The sequence below is a fragment of the Burkholderia sp. Ed8 genome (assembly GCF_040761425.1).
In the GTDB taxonomy this organism is placed as follows: Bacteria; Pseudomonadota; Gammaproteobacteria; order Burkholderiales; family Burkholderiaceae; genus Burkholderia; species Burkholderia seminalis.
The window spans coordinates 384401-403063 of sequence record NZ_CP142889.1 but is presented as its reverse complement, the minus strand read 5'-3'; the positions used below and the strand labels follow the sequence as shown (position 1 = coordinate 403063).

General features: G+C 68.6%; 16 protein-coding genes and 1 pseudogene. 2 read left to right on the top strand and 15 right to left on the bottom strand.

What is annotated here, in order from left to right; genetic code table 11:
• Window positions 1-16: 16 nt before the first annotated feature.
• From VXM69_RS36040 to VXM69_RS36030, 3 genes are read right to left on the bottom strand one after another with little or no spacing between them, the layout of a single operon-like run.
• A complete protein-coding gene (locus VXM69_RS36040) occupies window positions 17-1138 on the bottom strand; it encodes an alpha/beta fold hydrolase (RefSeq protein WP_049032569.1) in 1122 nt (373 codons plus the stop codon).
• Between the two features lie 8 nt (window positions 1139-1146).
• Complete coding sequence (locus VXM69_RS36035; protein WP_367190736.1) at window positions 1147-2355, bottom strand: acetate/propionate family kinase; 1209 nt, start codon at window positions 2353-2355, stop codon at window positions 1147-1149.
• A gap of 10 nt (window positions 2356-2365) precedes the next feature.
• Window positions 2366-3325, bottom strand: coding sequence for a phosphate acetyltransferase (locus tag VXM69_RS36030; protein ID WP_367190789.1), 960 nt, complete (start codon window positions 3323-3325; stop codon window positions 2366-2368).
• Between the two features lie 147 nt (window positions 3326-3472).
• Here VXM69_RS36030 and atpG point away from each other — a divergent pair, with 147 nt between their 5' ends.
• Together atpG and atpC are read left to right on the top strand one after the other, a co-directional pair.
• Window positions 3473-4342, top strand: coding sequence for an ATP synthase F1 subunit gamma (gene atpG, locus VXM69_RS36025; protein WP_034190074.1), 870 nt, complete (start codon window positions 3473-3475; stop codon window positions 4340-4342).
• A gap of 9 nt (window positions 4343-4351) precedes the next feature.
• Window positions 4352-4791: pseudogene (gene atpC, locus VXM69_RS36020) on the top strand (ATP synthase F1 subunit epsilon).
• Window positions 4792-5042: 251 nt separating this feature from the next.
• Here the strand turns inward: atpC and VXM69_RS36015 are convergent.
• The 12 genes from VXM69_RS36015 to VXM69_RS35960 all read right to left on the bottom strand — a co-directional run bounded on the left by VXM69_RS36015 (window position 5043) and on the right by VXM69_RS35960 (window position 18656).
• A complete protein-coding gene (locus VXM69_RS36015) occupies window positions 5043-5789 on the bottom strand; it encodes a response regulator transcription factor (protein WP_367190735.1) in 747 nt (248 codons plus the stop codon).
• A gap of 117 nt (window positions 5790-5906) precedes the next feature.
• Entirely contained in the window at window positions 5907-6644 is a 738-nt protein-coding gene (locus tag VXM69_RS36010; protein WP_034190071.1) for a TenA family transcriptional regulator, read from the bottom strand.
• A 20-nt stretch (window positions 6645-6664) separates the two neighbouring features.
• Window positions 6665-9064, bottom strand: coding sequence for an EAL domain-containing protein (locus VXM69_RS36005; RefSeq protein WP_069706210.1), 2400 nt, complete (start codon window positions 9062-9064; stop codon window positions 6665-6667).
• A 162-nt stretch (window positions 9065-9226) separates the two neighbouring features.
• On the bottom strand, window positions 9227-10003 hold the full coding sequence (locus VXM69_RS36000) for a Crp/Fnr family transcriptional regulator (RefSeq protein WP_175028216.1): 777 nt from the start codon (window positions 10001-10003) through the stop codon (window positions 9227-9229).
• Between the two features lie 431 nt (window positions 10004-10434).
• Window positions 10435-11445, bottom strand: a complete 1011-nt coding sequence (locus tag VXM69_RS35995) for a lipase secretion chaperone (protein ID WP_301742432.1) — start codon at window positions 11443-11445, stop codon at window positions 10435-10437.
• An 18-nt stretch (window positions 11446-11463) separates the two neighbouring features.
• Window positions 11464-12576 (bottom strand): esterase/lipase family protein, encoded by a 1113-nt coding sequence (locus tag VXM69_RS35990; protein WP_367190734.1) that lies wholly within the window; start codon window positions 12574-12576, stop codon window positions 11464-11466.
• Window positions 12569-12985 (bottom strand): DUF4345 domain-containing protein, encoded by a 417-nt coding sequence (locus VXM69_RS35985; RefSeq protein WP_034190067.1) that lies wholly within the window; start codon window positions 12983-12985, stop codon window positions 12569-12571. Before VXM69_RS35985 ends, VXM69_RS35990 begins: the two co-directional genes overlap by 8 nt.
• 16 nt (window positions 12986-13001) lie before the next feature.
• Window positions 13002-14318, bottom strand: coding sequence for a hypothetical protein (locus tag VXM69_RS35980; protein WP_367190733.1), 1317 nt, complete (start codon window positions 14316-14318; stop codon window positions 13002-13004).
• On the bottom strand, window positions 14315-15094 hold the full coding sequence (locus VXM69_RS35975; RefSeq protein WP_034190065.1) for an outer membrane lipoprotein-sorting protein: 780 nt from the start codon (window positions 15092-15094) through the stop codon (window positions 14315-14317). The genes VXM69_RS35980 and VXM69_RS35975 overlap by 4 nt, the downstream gene beginning before the upstream one ends.
• Window positions 15095-15145: 51 nt before the next feature.
• Window positions 15146-16552, bottom strand: coding sequence for an FtsX-like permease family protein (locus tag VXM69_RS35970; protein WP_175868115.1), 1407 nt, complete (start codon window positions 16550-16552; stop codon window positions 15146-15148).
• The gene (locus VXM69_RS35965) at window positions 16552-17268 is read right to left on the bottom strand and encodes an ABC transporter ATP-binding protein (RefSeq protein ID WP_034190064.1); all 717 of its coding nucleotides are present in this window, start codon (window positions 17266-17268) and stop codon (window positions 16552-16554) included. Before VXM69_RS35965 ends, VXM69_RS35970 begins: the two co-directional genes overlap by 1 nt.
• The gene (locus tag VXM69_RS35960) at window positions 17265-18656 is read right to left on the bottom strand and encodes an NAD(P)-binding domain-containing protein (RefSeq protein ID WP_080287900.1); all 1392 of its coding nucleotides are present in this window, start codon (window positions 18654-18656) and stop codon (window positions 17265-17267) included. Before VXM69_RS35960 ends, VXM69_RS35965 begins: the two co-directional genes overlap by 4 nt.
• Between the last annotated feature and the right edge of the window lie 7 nt (window positions 18657-18663).

The window sequence follows — 18663 nt, the reverse complement described above, 5'->3', positions numbered from 1 at the left end:
GTCGCCCCCCGCCGGCCTAGCGTTGCGCCGCGATCCATCGCGCGATGTCGGGCCACACCGTCTTCAGCGTGCGCGTCCCCATGAACAGGCCGATATGGCCGCCCGGCACGAGCCGGCTCTCGATCCTCGACGCAGGCGTTCCGAGCAGATCGCGCGCGCCGAACACCTGCTCCGGCGTCGTGATGTCGTCGGCCTCGCCGGCGAGCAGATAGGCCGGGCATGCGATGTCCTTCAGGTCGAGCGTGCGCCCGAGGGCGACGAACGAGCCCTTCGCGAGCCGGTTCTCCTTGAAGATCTGCCCGATCGCCTGCAGGTACCAGCGTCCCGGCAGGTCGATCGGGCTTTCGTACCAGTTCGCGAACACCTCGCGCTTGCGCAGGTATTCGGGATCGTCGAGATGCTCGTACAGGTCGACGTGCTCGGCGAGATAGTGCTGGTCGGGATGCATGTTCTTCCAGCCGCGCAGCATGAAGCGTCCGCGCATCAGCCCGCCGCCCATCGCGACGAGTTCCTCGTAGAACGACGTCGGATACGTGTGCGCCATCTGCTTGATCGGGCCGTCGCCCGCGTCGGTGTCGATCGGCGAGCCTGCCAGCACGAGGCTCGCGACCTTGTGCGGGAAACGCGCCGCGTACATCGCGGACATCCAGCCGCCCTGACACAGGCCGACGAGATTCACGCGGCCGCCGAGTTCGTCGACGCACACGTTCAGCTCGGCCAGATACTGGTCGATCTCGAGGTCCTTCATGTCCTCGGTGGCCGAGCGCCAGTCGGTCAGGTACAGACGCGTCACGCCGTGCTCGCGCAGCGTCTGCATCAGGCTCTGCCCCGGCTGGTAGTCGGCGATCATCGCGCTGTGCCCCGCGTACGGCGCATCGACGATCGTCGGCAGCCCATGTGCCGGCGCGGACGAATAATCGCGGAACGTCATCGTCCGCAGCTCCAGCAACGGCCGGTTCGCCGATGCCAGCGCCGGATGCGCTTCGAAATGGAGCTTCTCCTCTTCCGAGAGGAAGCGGAGATTGCGCGCCGTGATCTCGGAGCCGGCCGCAAACATCGCCGTGGCGGCGGCCATCGGCCAGAAAATCGGCAGCGCGGGGGCGCTGACGGCAGGGGAAGACGTGTCGCGTGCTGTCATCGGAGGTCTCACGAGGTCGGATACGGCATGGAAGGGATTGCGTCGTCCAGCACGCGGCGCGTGTGCCGCGCGATCATCAGGTTCTCGTCGGTCGGGATCACGCGCACCGTCACGCGCGACGCGTCGCTCGAAATCACCGGCAGGCCGGCGGCGTTCGCCGCGTCGTCGAGCACGATGCCGAGCCACGCCGCGCGGCTGCAGATCCGTTCACGCACGCGCGGCGCGTGCTCGCCGATGCCTGCCGTGAACACGAGCGTGTCGAGGCCGCCGAGCACGCCGGCCAGCGCGGCGAGTTCGCGGGCCGCGCGATAGGCGAACAGCTCGACCGCATGCGCGGCCGACGGCGCGTTGCTCGCGAGCAGCGTGCGCATGTCGCTCGACACGCCGGACACGCCGAGCAAGCCCGATTCGGCATAGATCAGATGCTCGACCTCGTCGAGCGACAGGCCGGCGTGACGCTGCAGGTACAGGATCACGCCCGGGTCCAGCGCGCCCGTGCGCGTGCCCATCGGCAGTCCGTCGACGGCCGTGAACCCCATCGTCGTCGCGACGCTGCGGCCGTTCGCGAGCGCACACAGGCTCGCGCCGTTGCCGAGGTGCGCGACGACCGTCCGTTGCCGCCCCCACGACGGATCGAGGGCCGCGAGCGCCGTCGCGATGTACTCGTACGACAGCCCGTGAAACCCGTAGCGCACGATGCCCTGCTCGGTCAGCGCGCGCGGCAGCGCGAACTCCCGTTCAAGCGCCGGTACCGTCGCATGGAACGCGGTGTCGAAACACGCGACCTGCGGCAGGTTCGGCGCCACGGCGGCAACCGCGCGGATCGCGTCGACGTGATGCGGCTGGTGCAGCGGCGCGAGCGGCGAAAGCGACGCGATCGCATCGAGCACGCGCGCATCGATCCGCACCGGCGCGGTGAAATACGGACCGCCATGCACGATCCGGTGCCCGACGCCGTCGAACGCGGCCTCTCGCCCGACGTGAGCGGCGAACCACGTGTGCAGCGCCTCGATCGCGCCTTGATGCCCCGGTCGCGCGACGGCGCTGTCGGCGAGCACCTCGCCGTGCGCATCGGCCACGAACAGATGCGGTGTGCCGTGCAGGTTCTCGACCTGCCCGTGCAGGCCCGCATCGAGCGAGCGATCCTCGTGCGTGTCGTAGACCGAGAACTTGAGGCTCGACGAGCCGGCGTTGAGCACCAGGACGGGATGTCGCATCGCGGCGCCGTCAGTGCGTGCCGGCCGCAACCGCCGGCGTGGCCCCGGGCGCCGCCGCTGCGGCGACGAGCGCCGCGACCGCGCAGCTCGCCAGGCGCGTGCGTTCGCTGTCGGCGCGACTCGTCAGGATCACCGGCACGCGCGCGCCGAGCACGATGCCGGCCGCATCGGCATTCGCCAGGAACGTCAACTCCTTCGCGAGCATGTTGCCGGCCTCGAGGTCGGGCGCGACGAGGATGTCCGCATCGCCCGCGACCTCGGAACCGAGATGCTTGAGGCGCGCGGCCTCCGGGCTGATCGCGTTGTCGAACGCGAGGGGCCCGTCGAGCAGCGCGCAGGTGATTTGGCCGCGCTCGGCCATCTTGCACAGCGCGGCCGCGTCGAGCGTCGACGGCAGCTTCGAGCTGACCGTCTCGACCGCCGACAGGATCGCCACCTTCGGCCGGGCGATGCCGAGCGCGTGCGCGAGATCGATCGCGTTCTGCGCGATGTCGGCCTTCTGCTCGAGCGTCGGACGGATATTGACGGCCGCGTCGGTGATGAACAGCGGCTTGTGGTAAGTCGGCACGTCCATGATGAACACGTGGCTCAGGCGCCGCCCGGTGCGCAACCCCGTATCGGCGCGCACCACCTCCGCCAGCAACTCGTCGGTGTGCAGGCTGCCCTTCATCAGCGCCTGAGCGTCGCCCTCGCGCACCAGTTCGACGGCGCGTGCCGCCGACGCATGACTGTGCGGCGCATCCACGAGCCGATAGCCGGACAGGTCGACACCGAGCGTCGCGGCGAGCATCGTGATGCGCGCCACCGGGCCGACCAGGACCGGCACGACGATACCGGCCCGAGCGGCCGCGGCCGCCGCATGCAGCGATACCTCGTCGCAAGGATGCGCGACCGCGACCGTCACCGGGCGTAACGCGCGGCAACGCGCAATCAGCGCTTCGTATTTCTGATGCGTGCGCAACTCGGTCATCGACTGCCCCTTTGCAAGGATCACGTGAACGGATTCTGGTGCGGGACCGGGCGACGTCGTTTGATTTCAGTCAATCGTTTCAGGTGAAGTCCCGATAGCATGAAGCCGCACGATGACAGCCGGATGGCCGCGACGCCCCTCCCTGACATGCACATACGCGAAATCCGCTCGAAGATCGCCAGTACCTCGTCCACGCGCAAGATCACCAAGGCGATGGAAATGATGGCGCGCACCAAGATGGCGAGCGCGCAGCGACGCGCGCGTGAGTTCCGCCCGTACGCGGCGCGCATCGGCGCGATGGCGGAACGCGTGCTGCGCGACCGTCCCGACTACGTATCGGCGCTGATGGCGCGACGCGATACCGTGCGCCGCGTCGGCCTGATCGTCGTCAGCACCGATCGCGGGCTGTGCGGCCCGCTCAATGCGCGGCTGCTGGTCGAATGCGTGGATGCGCTCGAACGCTGGGACCGGGCCGGCGTTTCATGCGAACTGAGCGTGATCGGCGCGCGCGGCATCGCGCCGCTGCTGCGCCACGGCGCGACCATCACGGCGCGCGCGAGCGGCCTGGCCGCCGAACCGCACTTCGAGCAGTTGCTCGGAGCGCTGCTCGTGCCGCTGACCGCGTTCGTCAACGGCGAGCTCGACGAAGTGCACGTCGCGTACAACCGGCTGACGAGCCCGCTCGCGTACGAACCGCGCATCGATGCGATGCTGCCGATCGCGGGGCTCGACACCAGCGCGCCGACCGACGGCGCGGCCGCGTCCGATTATCTGTACGAGCCCGCGCCCAAACCCGTCGTCGACACGTTGCTGCTGCGCTACGTCGAGGCGATGCTCTATCAGGCCGTCGTCGAGAACTACGCGTGCGAGCAATGCGCGCGGATGTTCAGCATGCAGACCGCGACGGACAACGCCGACCGCGTGTTGCGCGAACTGAGGCACCTGTACCAGAAGACGCGACAGGCGCAGATCACCACCGAGCTGTGCGAAATCGTCGCCGGCGCGGCGGCGGTCTGAAGGAGTCGCATGAAGACGTCGATGAGGCTCGACATCGTGAGCGTGGAAGCGGTGCTGTATGCCGGCGACGCGCATTTCGTCGTCGTTCCGGGGAAAGCGGAGAACTGGGGATCTATCCGCATCACGCGCCGCTGCTCACGCGGATCCGGCCGGGCGTCGTGATGCTCGTCGATGCGCCGACCGGCGAGCATCGCCGTCTCCTCGTCGCGGGCGGTGTGCTGGAGGTCAGCCGCGACGGCGTGACGCTGATCGCCGATCACGCATTGCGCACGCCCGAACTCGACGATCTGCGCGCACGCGAAGCGCGGCATGCGGCCGACGACTGGCGCCAGCGCTACGCGCACGAAAACCGGCGCGCGTTCGATTTCGCGTCGGCCCGCACGGAATTGATGGATGAGATCCGGCGCTTCTTCGCGCTGGCACTGCGGCAACCCGCATCGCGGGAGTGAGTTGACCTGACGGCAGTAGTGAGAAGCACGGCATCGCAATTGGATGGGATTTTTCCATCGTCCACCATTATTTTTGTTTTGGACCTTGGTCCGCGAAAGTCTCCGCGCCCTTCCTCGACGTTGGAGCAGCCCGAACAGCCCGAACAGCCCGAACAGCCCGAGCGGGTCTGCATGAAGACGCAGCGCGAAAACGCCGTTCGCAGGGGTGTCGATTTCCGCCGAATCCCGGCCCGGAACGGCCGCCGCCCGGCTCACGCGTGCGGCAACGCATCCGCTTCGTCTGCCAGCCTGCCGAGCGGCACGAAAATGTAGCCCTTCCCGCGCACGGTGCGAATGTAGCGATAATCGCCGACCGCCTGCTCGACCAGGTTGCGCAGCCGGAAGATCAGCACGTCGAGCCCGCGCTCGGAGCGCCCGGCCACGCTCAGCCCCAGCAGCGCGAGAATCTCCGCGCGCGACAGGACGCGCATCGGCTGCGAGATGAACAGCGCGAGCAGCGCGAATTCGCTGGCACGCAGCCCGAGGTCCTGTCCCGCGCGGGTGGCGCGCCGCGTGACGAAATTCACCTCGATGTCGCCGAATGCGTACGATTGGGGATTCACCGGCGCGCGCACCGACACGGGACGGTTCGGCGCGTAGCGGCGCATCGCGCTGCGCACGCGTGCGATCAGTTCCATCGGGTCGAACGGCTCCACCAGATAGTCGTCCGCGCCGATTTCGAGCGCAACGACCTTGTCGAGCACCTGCGCGTCGCGGCTGATCACGATCACCGGCATGTCGTGACCGGCGCGCCGCAGCGCACCGAGCGCCATGTAGAACGTCGTGGCCGGCCGTTCGACCCGCATCACGATCAGGGTGGGCGGCGTGGCCGTCACGTGCGCCAGCAGCCGCGACGCGTCGTCGAGTGCCGACGTGGCGATCTGGCAGCCGCGCAGGAGCGCGCGGATCCGGTCGCCCATGCGCGGATCGGGCTCTACGACAAGAACGTGGGTGGCCATGGAAAATCGTCCAGCACGACGGCCCGCACGGCGTATCGCGACGTCACGCCGGCCCGCCTTCCGGCCTGAACGGCCGGGCGCGGCCTGCACGAACCCGCGAACGTGCGGCGCAGCCAACTACACATGCATGCAGCAATCGAGACTCGTCAGTAGATAGCTCAGGCTCTTGCGGATCGACGCCTCGACGTCCCGCACGTCGCGGGCCGCGGGCGACTGGCCGAGCAGCGTCGCGACGATGTCGAGCGCTTCCCACGGATGCCGGTCGTCGTAGTCGGCATGCAGTTTGAGCCAGCGCATCGCGCGATGCCGCACGGCCGGGTCGAACTGCCGTTCATACGGCGATGCGCACAGCAACGCGCTCCACTCGCCGGTCACGCCTTCGATCGCGTAGTTGGTCGCGGCGATGCTCGGCGCGAGCGCGTCGGCGCTGCTGCTTTTCCAGCACCAGTGGCTCAGCGCGAATCCGTCCAGCGGCGCATCGCCGTGCAGCAGCATGTCGATCGTCACGCCCGATTCCGCAGCCCAGTTGGCCCAGTGATCGACGTGGTTCTGCTCGACGCGGATATTGCGGATCAGATAGCGTCGCGCCTTCTCGTCGCCGCGCGACCGATAGGCCGCGGTCTTCACCAGGTTCATCGCCATGTATTCCGGAAACTGGCTGACCACCGCCCACCCGGTGACGAAGAACGCGCGCAGTTGCGACGCGCGCAGCGTCCCGCCGCTCATCGCCGCGAACACCGGATGCGCTCGGACACGGGCCTTCAACTCGTCGGTCGCGCCGACCACGTCGCGCAGCCAGGCCGGATAGCTCGTCAGGTCCATCAGGTCGCCGGTCAGTTCAAATGGAGCACTCATGCGTTCGTTCCTCGCTTGGTTCAATGGAATCCCCCTTCCTGCCAGGGTGCGGGGCGGCTGAAGTAGTAGCCCTGGCAATAGTCGACGCCCAGCGCGCGAAGCATCTCGGCCGTCGCCTCGTCCTCGACGTGCTCGGCGACGGTGCGGTACTGCATCACGTGAGCGATGTCGTTGATGGCGGACGCGATGCCGCGCTTGACGCTGTCGGACGTCATGGTCGCCACGAGGCCGCCGTCGATCTTCAGGTAGTCGATCGGCAACTGGCGCAGATACGAGAACGACGACATGCCGGCGCCGAAGTCGTCGAGCGCGAAGCGGCAGCCGAGGTCGCGCAGCTCGTGCATGAAACGCGACGCGACCTCCAGGTTGCGGACCGCGCTCGTCTCCGTGATTTCGAAGCACAGCAGCGTCGGGTCCAGCCCCGACGCCGACAGCTCGGCGATCGCGAACTCCACGAAGCGCTCGTCGGTGATCGACATCGCCGACAGGTTCACGTTGTATTCGACGTACTGGCGCCGTTCGAGCCGCGCGAGCCGCCGGATCACGTTACGCACGACCCAGCGGTCGATCATCGTCATGTGGCCGTAGCGCTCGGCGGCCGGCAGGAAAACCGGCGAGATCAGCTTGCCGTCGGCGTCCGGGATGCGCAGCAGGATCTCCGCGCGCTCCTGGGCGCCGTGCGCCGGCTGGATCGGCACGATGCGTTGCGCATACAACTGGAACGAATTCGTTTCGAGTGCCGTCTTCACGCGGCGGCTCCACTGCATGTGGTACGCCTGGCGTCCCGAGTTCATGTCGCGCGAATCCGCGACGTGCACGCGGTTGCGGCCGCGGTCCTTCGCGATGTAGCACGCGATGTCGGCCATCTGCATCGCCTTCTCGACGCTCTCGGGCCGACAGGCGAGATCCAGCACGCCGATGCTCACGCTGATCTTGAACGGCTCGCCCTCCCACAGGAACGTGAAATCCTCGAGACACGCGCGGATGCGCTCGGCCTTGCCGTCGTCCGGCGAGCCGTTGCGGCCGGCCGGCAACAGGATGCCGAATTCGTCGCCGCCCAGCCGGCCGAACACGTCGTCGTCCGCGAGACAGCGCGCGAACACCGCGGTCGCGTCGCGCAGCAGCGCATCGCCGGCCGCGTGCCCGCACACGTCGTTGACTTCCTTGAATCCGTCCAGGTCGAGAACCATCAACATGCCGCCGCCGCGGTGGGTCAACGCGTCGCCCAGGCGCTGTTCGAACGCGGTGCGATTGATCAGGCCGGTCAGCGCATCGTGCGACGCCTGCCAGGTCAGTTTCTCGATCAACTGGTATTCACGCGTCATGTCGCGCAGGATCAGCACGTAACCGACGCAGCGGCCCGCGGCGTTGTCCATTCTCGACAGCGATGCGCGCACCGACACCGCCGCGCCGCACACGCGGATCAGGTCGAGATCGCGGGTGAACGTGTGATCGCCGCTGTTGCTGAGCGACGCGAGCAGCTTGATCGACATGCCGGTCGACGTGTCGATCAGGTCGAGCACGTCGTTGATCGGCTTGCCGACACACAGCCGCGACGGCGCGCCGAGCAGCTGCTCGGCCGCCGGATTGACGGTCTCGATGCTGCGCGTGAGGCCGATCGTGACGATCGCATCGGCCACCGAGCGCAGCGCCGCTTCCGCGAACGCCTGGCTACGGTCCAGCTCGGTCTGCATCGACGCCTGCTGGCGCTGCGCGCGGCTCGCCCATCGCACCGACAGCAGGACGATCAGCAGCGAGGCCGCGACGTACGACAGGAACAGCTGGATGACGGCCGAACGGAATTCGGCGCTCAGTTCGTCGGAAAAGCGTTTCGGCAGCGGCTCGATGTGCGAGTTGAAGTCCCAGACCGCGCGGTTCAGGCGGCTCGTGCGTCGAACGTCGTCCGCCCGCACGGACGCGCGCAGCGCGTTCGCGATCGCGCGCAGGTTGACCAGTTGCCGGTCCGCGTCCTCCCAGTATTGCAACGCGGCGTTCAGGCGCGCGAAGCTGCTCAGGATCGGATAGAACCACACCACCGCGACCGCATCGACGGGATTGATGCCCGCGTCGATCAGCGCCTGGCGCGCCGCGCGGTGGTCCGGCGGCACGCTGATCATCGCGCGGCGGGCGACGCCGAGAAACGTGAGGGTGCGGTCAACCGCCAGGTAATCGTCGAACAGCTTTTCGTCACCGGTCTGTCCGTAGCGGGTCAGCAGGATGATCTCGTCCTTCTGCGCCTTCGACCAGCTGCTTTCGCCGCCGACGTACACGCGCAGCGACATGATCACGATCAGGCTGACCGCGACGAACCCGGCCAGCGCGACGATCACGACGACGATCGGCAGGATGCCGAGCGCCGGACTCCATGGCCACACGTGAAACGAGCTGCGCTGACTCTGGAGCTTCGAAATGTTTTCCATACCTGATTGACTGCTTTTCTGATTCTTCTCGATACCGCCGGCCAGCCGCGTCGCGACGCGGCTTGCGCCCGGATCTCGCCCCTTCCCTGCGCGCGCCGCGCCGGCGCACACGCCGTCGCGGCGGCACGCCGGTGCCGGCCGCGCGGCAGGAGGCTGCGGCCACTAGGTCGTCCGGACGCGTCGCGACAGCCCGACACCGGCCCCGGTACCGGCATCGATCGCGAGAATGCGGCGCGTTTCGTCGCGGATGACGCGATGGCAGTCGCAGCCCTGCCCTTCGAGACGGGCGAGATCCGTCAGCACGATGGCGCCGCGATGCTGATGGATCAGGCCGAGCTCGTGGAGCTGTCGCACGGTATCCGTGATGGTCTCGCGGCGCACGCCCAGCATCTGCCCCAAAGTGCCGTGCGTGACCGGGATTTCGATGCTCCGCGAGCGCTCGTAGGCAATCAGCAGCCAGCGGCCCACCTGATGTCGCATCACGTGATGGCGGCTGCAGAACATGACCTGCGACGCCTGCGCCAGCACCAGCTGCATCCGCACGAAGACCTGCCGCCTGATCGCCGTCGATGCATCGCACGCGTCGACGAAGCGGCGCGCATGCAGCCGATACGCGAATCCGCCGTGATAGACGACGACGCGGCGCTGCATCGTGCTGCCGATCACGTCGTCGCACACGATGCCTTCGCGGCCGATCTCCGTCACGCCGAGCGTCGTCTTGCCGCCTGTCGTGTATTGAAGCGAAATACCCGCCGTCACCGGGAAATAGACGGCCTCCAGATTCTCGCCGGCGTCGCACAGCAGCTGGCCGGTCTTGAGATTCGAAAGCATCAAATGAGGCGCCAATTCCGCGCGGCTAATTCCGTCGAGCGCAGACAGGAATTGATTGGCACCAAGCGCATGCGGCAACTCGATGACATTGTCGGCCTGATGTATCACGGTGCACCTCGTACGTTGTATTGCTGCCCCTCGGCCACCGAATCTTCATGCAGCGTTAAAACGAACCGGTTTTCCGGTTTTGCCGTTTTCCTTACGGTCTAATTAAACAAAAAGGTATCACGCAGCCCTGTCGTTCGCGCCACTCCGGCTTTGTTACATGAAGTAATTTGACAGTTTCAGGTGTTTACCGAGGATATTTGCATGGTCAATCAATTATCGGCGATTTAAATGCCTCCCTTGAAAAGACACCTTCCCGGAGAATCATTGAAAATTCCGAATAGTGGCCAATGCAATGGAATGCAGTTAATCCTGAAAATAAAAATCATTCCCCCATCGAAATAATGCGGACTGAGTGACATATCCCACACTTCTCCAACGGAGAACGTGGAAGATCCATGACGGCGCCTGCCCGGGATGCCGGCGCCGGGCGGTTATCGCGCGCGCTGGCGAGCGGTGATGTCCGCGCTGTCCGCGTCCAGCGACGCGGCGCGCAGTGCGTCCGCCGGATCCGGAAAATCGCGCCGCAGCAATTGCGCGAGCTGGGCATCGCGCGCATCGGGCCCAAGCTGTTGCGCGGCGAGCCGCTCACGTTCGGCCGCATGGTCGCGATAGCGCGCCTGCCACGCATCGTCGTCCTGCCGCAGCCGTACGACGCGTGCCGCGACGTCGGCGCCGAGCTGCGCACGCAGCGCATCGGGCGTCGCGCGCTGCGCGTCGAGCCGTGCAACCGTCGCGACCGCCTCGCGCTGCCGCGCGAGCCGCTCGTGCGCGTCGCGCATGTCCGCCGGCAACGACTGGTCGAGCGCCGCAATGCGTTCGCGCTTCTGCGCGTCGCTCAATGCCGGGTCGCGCGCAATCCGGATCCGGTCGAGGTCGTCATGCTGCTGCCGGAACTCGTCGGCGAAGAACGGCGTGCTCCAGTCGCCGAGCCAGCGGCTCGCGAGTGCCGCCCGTCGCTCGAGCTGGCCCGCGAGCGCGTCCGGATCGATACGCATGCCGGGCTGCACGGCGCCCGGCTGCGCATCGAGCGCGGCGAGACACGCGCGATAGCGCGGCCACAGGTCGAGCGCTTCGCGCTGTGCCTGCCCGCCGATCGGCTGCGCGGCGACCTCCCGCGCAACCAGCGCGTCGAGCGCGTCCGGCGTCAGGTCGTGCTGCGCGAGCAGGAAGTAATCGAAGAATTCCCGCACCGCACGCCGTTTCGCCAGACGCCCGTCCGGCCCGAGCGGCAGGCGCGGCGCGCGCGAACCCGCCAGCGACGCGGGCGGCGCGACGTCGGACGCGGCAGGCACGGGCCGCGGCACCGCCGCGTCGGGCACCACGACGCGCGCGGCAGGCAGCGCAGCGGCTTGCGGCGACGCCGCCGGCCGGTCGAGCGCATGCCATACCGCTGCGGCCGCGAGCACGCCGACGGCGCCATGGAGCACGGTGCGAGACAGCATCGTCCGGACCGTCATCGCTCAAACGCCCTGCAGCTTCAGCCGGTTCGCATGCACGCGCAGCGCGGCGACCGGATCTTCCGCATACGCGCCGCGGATGCCGAGCAACTGATTGATCGCGTCGAAGTGATTCCAGTGGTAGCGCGTCGAGATCACCGTGCCGAACAACGAACTGCAGGTCGACGTGAAGCCGTCGTTCGGCCCCGCGCCGGCCAGCGCCATCACGTTGCCGGCCGTCAGGAACACGAGCGTCGACGGATCCAGCAGATTCGCCGGATCGATCACCGGAATCACGCTGGTATCGACGGCGCCCGTCACGATGCCGAGCAGCGACACCGGCTGATATGCGGCGCCGCTCCATGAATACAGCAGGTGTACGTTGCCGCCGATCGTCTCGGTCGGCGCGCCGGTGCGACAGGCACCGGCGCCGAGGCCGGGGCTCGGGAACAGCTGGTTGAACCGCGTGGTTCGCGCCGTGCCGAGTGCGTCGAGCGCGGCGATCGCATCCTGGTTCGTGTTGTGCGTGTCGCTGGTCAGGATGCCGAACAGGTTCAGCAGCGCACCGAACACCGGCGTCGAGATGCCCGTCGGGTCGAGCTTCAGCGCGGCGAGCACGAAGTCGGCGAACTGCGAGCCGCGGTGCGGCGTCGCGATCGTCGTGACCGACGCGACGAGCGCGGGCGCGACCGACGCCACGTAGCGCGACGTCAGCCCGCCCTGGCTGTGTCCGATCAGGTTCACCTTGGCCGCGCCCGTGACCGCCAGCACCTGCTTCACATAGGCGAGCAGTTGCTCGCCGCGCCCGTTCGGGCCGAGGTCGCTCTGGAACCCCGACAGGTCGGCGACGTAGACCGTCGCGCCATGCCGCTGCAGGTCCGCCTGCATCCCGTACCAGTACGGCACCACGCCGAAATAGTCGTCGGTGCCGGTCAGGCCGTGCACGAGAATGATCGGATAGCGGGTCGCCGCATAGTCGTCGAGCGCGACGCCGGCCGCCGTCTGCGCACGCGCCGCGGGTGCGGCCACGCCAACGCCGGCGAGCAGCGCGGCAGCGGCCAGGAACCGCGCGCACGCGCGCGCAAGGCGTCGCAGCGGCACGGCGCGTCGAGCGATATCGATGTCGATGTCATGCATGCGCGTTCCCCAAGGTTGCGTGAGCGGCCACGCGCCGCTGCCACGCGATGAACAACGGCGCGCCGACGACTTCGAGCACCGTGAAGCCGACGAACGGCGGCCACGGCAGCCCGAGCGTCGCGAGCGAAATCAGCCGTCCGATGCCGCCGAGGAAGATCATCGTCCACAGCGTCGCGAACAGCCGCCCCTGGCGCTCGATCCCCGGAATCACCGAGAACGCCGCGAGGCCGAGCCCGAGCCAGACGCCCGCGTAGAAGCGCAGGTTGCCGTCCAGCGTCGCGTCGGCCGGCAGCGCGAGGCCGAGCGACGCGTACAGCGGATCGTGGATGCCCATCATGCCGAGCACCCCGGTGATCGACGGGACCAGCGCAAGCACGGCGGTCGCCGTCTGAAGCGCACGTTTGCTCATTCGAAACCTCCTTGCGTCATCGATAGAAAATGCCCAGCACCTGCACGCTGGTCGACTCCGGCATCGCACCGAAGCGGCTCCACGACGGCCCGCCCTGATGCAGCCACTGCAGCGCGACGTCGAACCGGTCGAAGCGCCGCCGCAGCTCGACCCAGTATTGCCGGCCGCCGCCGAGATCGGCCTGCATGAAGCCCGACAGATCCAGACGGCGCACGCCGATATTGCGCCATGCCGCCATCAGGAACACGCCGTGACGGGTTTGCAGTTCCTGCGCGGCGATCGACGTCTGCACCGCACTGCCCCAGGCGACCGGGTTCGCGCGCTGCAGCGCGCGCCATTGCGCGGCGTCCGCGCCGCCGCCGTTGCTCTGGAACTCGGCACTCAGCGACAGGTCGATCGGCAGCGTCCAGGTCGCGCCCACCGACGAGCTGGTGCGGAACGCGCTGTCGCCGGCCGCACCGGTCGCGCGCGCGATCAGCGAGCGCCGGTAGCCGCCCGCCCATTCGACGTAGGCGACCACCGAGTTGCCGAGCAGCACGCTCAGGTTCTGGCCGAACTGCGGCGCCTGCCCGCTTTCGCCGTAGACGATCCATTGCGGCTGGATCGCCGTGCTGAGCCGCTGGCTCGCGACCAGCATCCAGCGATCGACGCCGTTGGTACGCTGCAGGTCGGACGATGCGGCCGGGTCGCCCGGCAGGCTGCGGCGCTCGAGCCGCGGCGACAGCAGCGCCGCGAGCGAGCCCGTGTCCCACACCTGCTGCGCGCGCAGCGCGACCGTACCGAGCCGGTTCGTGTGGCGGCTGTCCGGATCGGGCGACACGTCGAGGCTCACCGCGCCCGCGCGAAAGAAGTCGGTCGGGTTGTAGCCGATCGCCGCGCCGAGCCGCTCGTTGACGCGCCCCGCGTCGACGACGAACGTCGGCGCCGCGCGCCAGCTCGCGTACGCCTCCTTCACGAGCGTCACGTCGCGCGACGACGTGCGCGAGGTCCCGAGCGGATCGAACCGGTCGAAGCGCATCGAGAAGTGCGCGGCGAACGTCGGCGTCAGCCACTGCCCGTACTCGAATTCGACCGACAGCTGGTTGCGCCCGGCGTGCGCGCCGTCGCGATAGCGGCTCGCACGCAATGCGTCCTGCACGTCGAGCTTCCACGGCTTCGCGGTATCGGCCGGCGCGGTGGCGGACTGGTCGGCGAGATCGAGCGCCGCGGCATCGGCCGCATCCACGCCGCCCGCCCCGCTCGTCGCCTCCGCGCCGGCCGGCGCCGCACGCGCCAGCGCCGGCAGCAGCACGAACGCGAGCGCGGCGACCCGGCATCGACGCCGCGCCGTCATTGCGCCTGGAAGCGGGACAGGTAGTCGCGCTGCAGCCATGCATCGGGAATGTCGCGCCATGCGTAGTCGGAGAAACGCATGACCGTGACCCAGTTGCTGTCGAGCCCGTCGATGATGACCGTCTCCGTCGGCCGCTCGACGCCGAGCTGCATCGTGTAGCGCCGGTAGAACGCGGTCTTCAGCAGCCGGTCGCTTTCCGAATAGAAGCGCGCCTTCAGCGGCCGGTTGTTCGCCGCGTCGATCCAGATCTCGATGCGGCGGTACGTGAGCCCGTCGCCGTGGCCGGTGAGCGCGAGCCGGTAGGCGCGGCGGGTCTGCCGGTCGCCGTCGGCGATGTCCTCGACGCCCTTCAGCTCGGCCGTGTAGTCGTGCGCGAGATTGACCGTCACGACGTCGCCGTTCGCGGCCTGCCCGAGCAGCCGCTGGTCGGGCGAGATCCGCACGCTCGCCTGGTTCGCGGGATCGTAGAACCACAGGTCGTTGCCGTTCTTCAGCATCAGCTTGCCCGTGTCGCGCGCCGGCGCGACGAAGCGCACCAGCGTGCGGAACGCGCCACCCGGCGCATCGGGCTTCGAATAGATCGACAGCGTATTGCCGTCCACCTGCTTGCCCGACCGATACTCGATCAGCGTCGCGGTCAGCACGAACGATTTCGCCGGCGCGCGGATCGCGTCGCTCGCCGCGAGCACCTTCTGCGGATCGGGCGCCGGCTGCGCGTGCGCGGCGCCGGCCAGGAAAGAAAGACTCAGACAGCATGAAACGAACAGGCGACGCACGTGCGCTCTCCCGAAAGTGAAATGAACGAAAATGACCGCATCCGCACGGCGTCACACATGCCGCAGCGCATCGACGATCGACAGCCGCGCCGCGTGCCGCGACGGCAGCCACGCGGACAGCCCGGCCACGCATGCGAGCCCCGCGAACGTGACCGCGATGGTTCGCCACTCGCCCCACACGCGCACCGTGAGCGCGACCGCGTCGATGCGCGCGGGCGGCGTCCAGGCCAGCCCGCTGTGATTGACGGCCGCGGCAATCGCGAGCGCCGCCAGCACGCCGAGCGATGCGCCGGCCACGCCGAGCAGCGCGCCCTCGCAGACGAACAGCGCCTGAATGCCGCCGCGCCGCATGCCCATCGCGCGCAGCGTGCCGATTTCGACCGTGCGCTCGATGATCGCGGTGCTCATCGTGTTGCTGATCACGAACAGCACGATCGCGCTGATCAGCACGAACACGAAGCCGAAGATCACCGAGAACATCCGGTTGGTCTGGTCGTAGAACGGGTTCAGCGTCGCGAAATCGACGACGTCGAGCGGCTGGCCGTCGAAGCCGCCGCGCAGCAGCTGCTCGATGCGCGCGCGCGCCGCCGGCAGATCGGCCGTGCGCGCGAGCTGGATCTCGAGCGCGGTCGCGCGCGGCTCGGCGCCGCCGTATACGAGCCGCTGCGCTTGCGGCAGGCGCACCGCGAGATACACGTCGTCGAGCTCCTTCACGCCCTGCTGCTCGGCCTTCACGACCGAGAAGCGGCCGACGTTCGGCGCGCCGCCCGCGCTCGCGGTCAGCACCTCGATGTGGGTTGCGCCGTCGCCGGCCGGCTGCGAGCCGGCCTCGCCCTGCGCGAGCGCGAGCACGTCGGCCGGCGCACTCGCGTCCGGGCCGGCGGCGGCGGGCGCGGCCGGCCCCGGCGGCGCATCGCGGCAGTCCGCCACGTGCAGCGGCCCGCACAGATGCAGCACGCGCGCGACGCCGAGACCGACCACCGCCGCGTCGTCGGCGCTGCCGCGCAGCGCGAACGCGCGCGGGCGCAGCGGAAAACCGTAGGCGTTCCACTGCTGCATCCGGTACTGGTCGTCGGGAATCGCGCCGAATCCCATCACGGTGCGCGACACGCCGGCCGCGAAATTGCCGGCGATGCCGCCGAACTGCAGCGTCGGCGTGACGACCTGCAGCAGCGGCGCGAGCTGCGGGTCGCGCCGCAGGAGGTCGATCAGCGCCGCATAGCGGCGGATCCCGTACGCGGCCGGATCGCCCGTGCCGTACAGGTAATAGCCCTGCCGCTGGATCTGCAGATGGCCGCTGCGCTGCACGAAGTCGGTTTGCAGCCCGAGCGTGATGTCGCGGCTGAAACCGCCGAACAGCAGGATCGCACTGACGCCGACGATCATCGCGAGCAGCGTGGTCAGCGAGCGCCGGCGGTTGCGCTGCAGGTTGCGCAGCGCGAGCATCAGCGTATGGATCATCGGCACACCTCCTGCGCCGCCGTGCCGTCGCCGGCCCGTTCCCGGCCGACGATGCGGCCGTCGAGAATCCGGATCACCTCGTCGGCGACGCTCACCACCTGCGGATCGTGCGACGACACGATGAACGACACGTCGCGCTCGCGCTGGATCGTGCGCATCAGCGCGATGATCGCGTGGCCGGTGGCGCTGTCGAGGTTCGCGGTGGGTTCGTCCGCCAGCACCATCGCGGGCTCGGCGGCCAGCGCCCGCGCGATCGCGACGCGCTGGCGCTGGCCGCCCGACAGCTGGCTCGGCCGGTGCCGTCCCTTGTCGGCCAGCCCGACCGCGTCGAGCAGGTCGCGCACGCGCGCCGCGCGCCGGGCCGGCGCCCAGCCCGCCATCAGCAGCGGGTACTCGACGTTCTCGTACGCGGACAGCACCGGCAGCAGGTTGAAGGTCTGGAACACGTGGCCGACATGGCGCGCGCGGAAATCGGACAACGCATCGTCGGACAACGACGCGGTATCGTGGCCCGCGATCGTCACGCGCCCGCTGTCGGGGCGGTCGATGCAGCCGATCATGTTCAGCAGCGTCGTCTTGCCGCTGCCCGACGGGCCGCTCAACACGGTGAAGCGCCCGGCCTCGAGCGTCGCCGACACGTCGGCGAGCCCGGTCACGCGCACGCTGTCGAGCAGGTAGGTCTTCGACAGGTGTTCGACGTTCACGAGGCTCATGACGCACCTCCCGCGTGCACGGGCGCCGCCGGGGCCGCCGGCGCGGTGCGCGCATCGGTGCCGGCCGCGCCCGGCACGGCCGGCAGGCCGCGTATCAGCCGCCGCAACTGCAGCCGGTAGGCGAAATGCTCGACCTCGATCACGTGCCGCGGCGTGCGATGGAACGCGATGCCGCCGCTCCAGTCGGACCGTCCGCGCCGGATCAGCCGGTCGACGTGCGCGGCCTTGCGCGGCGCCGCGTCGCGCGCATGCAGATAGCGTGCGAGCAGCTGCGCCTGGTAGTCCATCAGCGGCCAGTTGCCGGTCGACGTCTGGAACAGCCCAATGAAGAACAGGTCGCGATGCTGCGCGTCGAACATGTTGAGGTACAGCGACGGCTGCTGCTTGTGCCATTGCAGGTGCGCCTGGTCGATGAACGGAAAGCTCGGTTGATAGCCGGTCGCGTAGACGATCACGTCGACCGGCTCCTCGCGGCCGTCGGCGAATACGACGCGATCGCCCTTCAGTTCGCGCACGTCGGGCCGCGCATCGAGATCGCCGTGGCCGAGGTGGTAGAACAGCGTCGAATTGATGATGAAATGCGATTCGAACAGCTTGTGGTCGGGCTTGCGCAGTCCGTAGTCCTCCGGCTGCCCGGCCGTCGTCAGCCGCAGCAGCCGCTCGCCGAAGAAGCGGCGCGCCCACAAAGGCATGCGCAGCCGCAGCGGCCATTCGGCCCACTGGTCCGCCGGTATCCCGAACAGGAATTTCGGCCAGTAGTAGTAACCGCGCCGCGTGCTGTGGAACACCGCGCGCGCATGATGAGACGCCTCGACCGCGATGTCGCAGCCCGAATTGCCCGCGCCGACCACGAGCACGCGCCGGTCGCGAAAGATCTCCGGCGTACGGTATTGCGACGAATGCAGCTGCAGCCCGTCGAAGCGGCCCGGATAGTCCGGCAGTTGCGGATGCGACAGATGCCCGTTGCAGACGATCACGCCGCGATAGGTGCGCACTTCGCCGCGATCCAGCTCGACGCGCCACCCCGAGCCGCCGTCGACCGGCGCGATCTCGAGCACCGAGCGGCCGAACTCGATCCGCTCGTACACGCCGAAGCGCCGCGCGTATGCACGCAGGTACGCGAGCGCCTGGTCGCCGCGCGCATACGTCGGGTAGTCGTCGGGGATCGGAAAATCGGTGTACTCCGAAAACCGCTTCGAGCTGATCATGTGAATCGAGCGATACACCGCGCCGCTCGGCCGGCCGTAGTACCAGTTGCCGCCGACGTCGTCCTCGCGCTCGATCACGTCGAAGCCGATCCCGGCCGCGAGCAGGTTCTTCGCGGCGGTGATTCCCGCCGCGCCCGCGCCGATGATGCAGTACCGCGCGCCGTCGTTGCGCTCCGTCATGGTGGAT

What these genes read in the sequence shown, in the direction of transcription:
- VXM69_RS36030 (WP_367190789.1), bottom strand. Translation starts at nt 3,325, where the DNA reads ATGACCGAGTTGCGCACGCATCAGAAATACGAAGCGCTGATTGCGCGT.
- VXM69_RS36015 (WP_367190735.1), bottom strand. Translation starts at nt 5,789, where the DNA reads ATGGCCACCCACGTTCTTGTCGTAGAGCCCGATCCGCGCATGGGCGAC.
- VXM69_RS35965 (WP_034190064.1), bottom strand. Translation starts at nt 17,268, where the DNA reads ATGAGCCTCGTGAACGTCGAACACCTGTCGAAGACCTACCTGCTCGAC.
- VXM69_RS35995 (WP_301742432.1), bottom strand. Translation starts at nt 11,445, where the DNA reads ATGCTGTCTCGCACCGTGCTCCATGGCGCCGTCGGCGTGCTCGCGGCC.
- VXM69_RS35990 (WP_367190734.1), bottom strand. Translation starts at nt 12,576, where the DNA reads ATGCATGACATCGACATCGATATCGCTCGACGCGCCGTGCCGCTGCGA.
- VXM69_RS36010 (WP_034190071.1), bottom strand. Translation starts at nt 6,644, where the DNA reads ATGAGTGCTCCATTTGAACTGACCGGCGACCTGATGGACCTGACGAGC.
- VXM69_RS36035 (WP_367190736.1), bottom strand. Translation starts at nt 2,355, where the DNA reads ATGCGACATCCCGTCCTGGTGCTCAACGCCGGCTCGTCGAGCCTCAAG.
- atpG (WP_034190074.1), top strand. Translation starts at nt 3,473, where the DNA reads ATGCACATACGCGAAATCCGCTCGAAGATCGCCAGTACCTCGTCCACG.
- VXM69_RS36005 (WP_069706210.1), bottom strand. Translation starts at nt 9,064, where the DNA reads ATGGAAAACATTTCGAAGCTCCAGAGTCAGCGCAGCTCGTTTCACGTG.
- VXM69_RS35960 (WP_080287900.1), bottom strand. Translation starts at nt 18,656, where the DNA reads ATGACGGAGCGCAACGACGGCGCGCGGTACTGCATCATCGGCGCGGGC.
- VXM69_RS36040 (WP_049032569.1), bottom strand. Translation starts at nt 1,138, where the DNA reads ATGACAGCACGCGACACGTCTTCCCCTGCCGTCAGCGCCCCCGCGCTG.
- VXM69_RS35980 (WP_367190733.1), bottom strand. Translation starts at nt 14,318, where the DNA reads ATGACGGCGCGGCGTCGATGCCGGGTCGCCGCGCTCGCGTTCGTGCTG.
- VXM69_RS35985 (WP_034190067.1), bottom strand. Translation starts at nt 12,985, where the DNA reads ATGAGCAAACGTGCGCTTCAGACGGCGACCGCCGTGCTTGCGCTGGTC.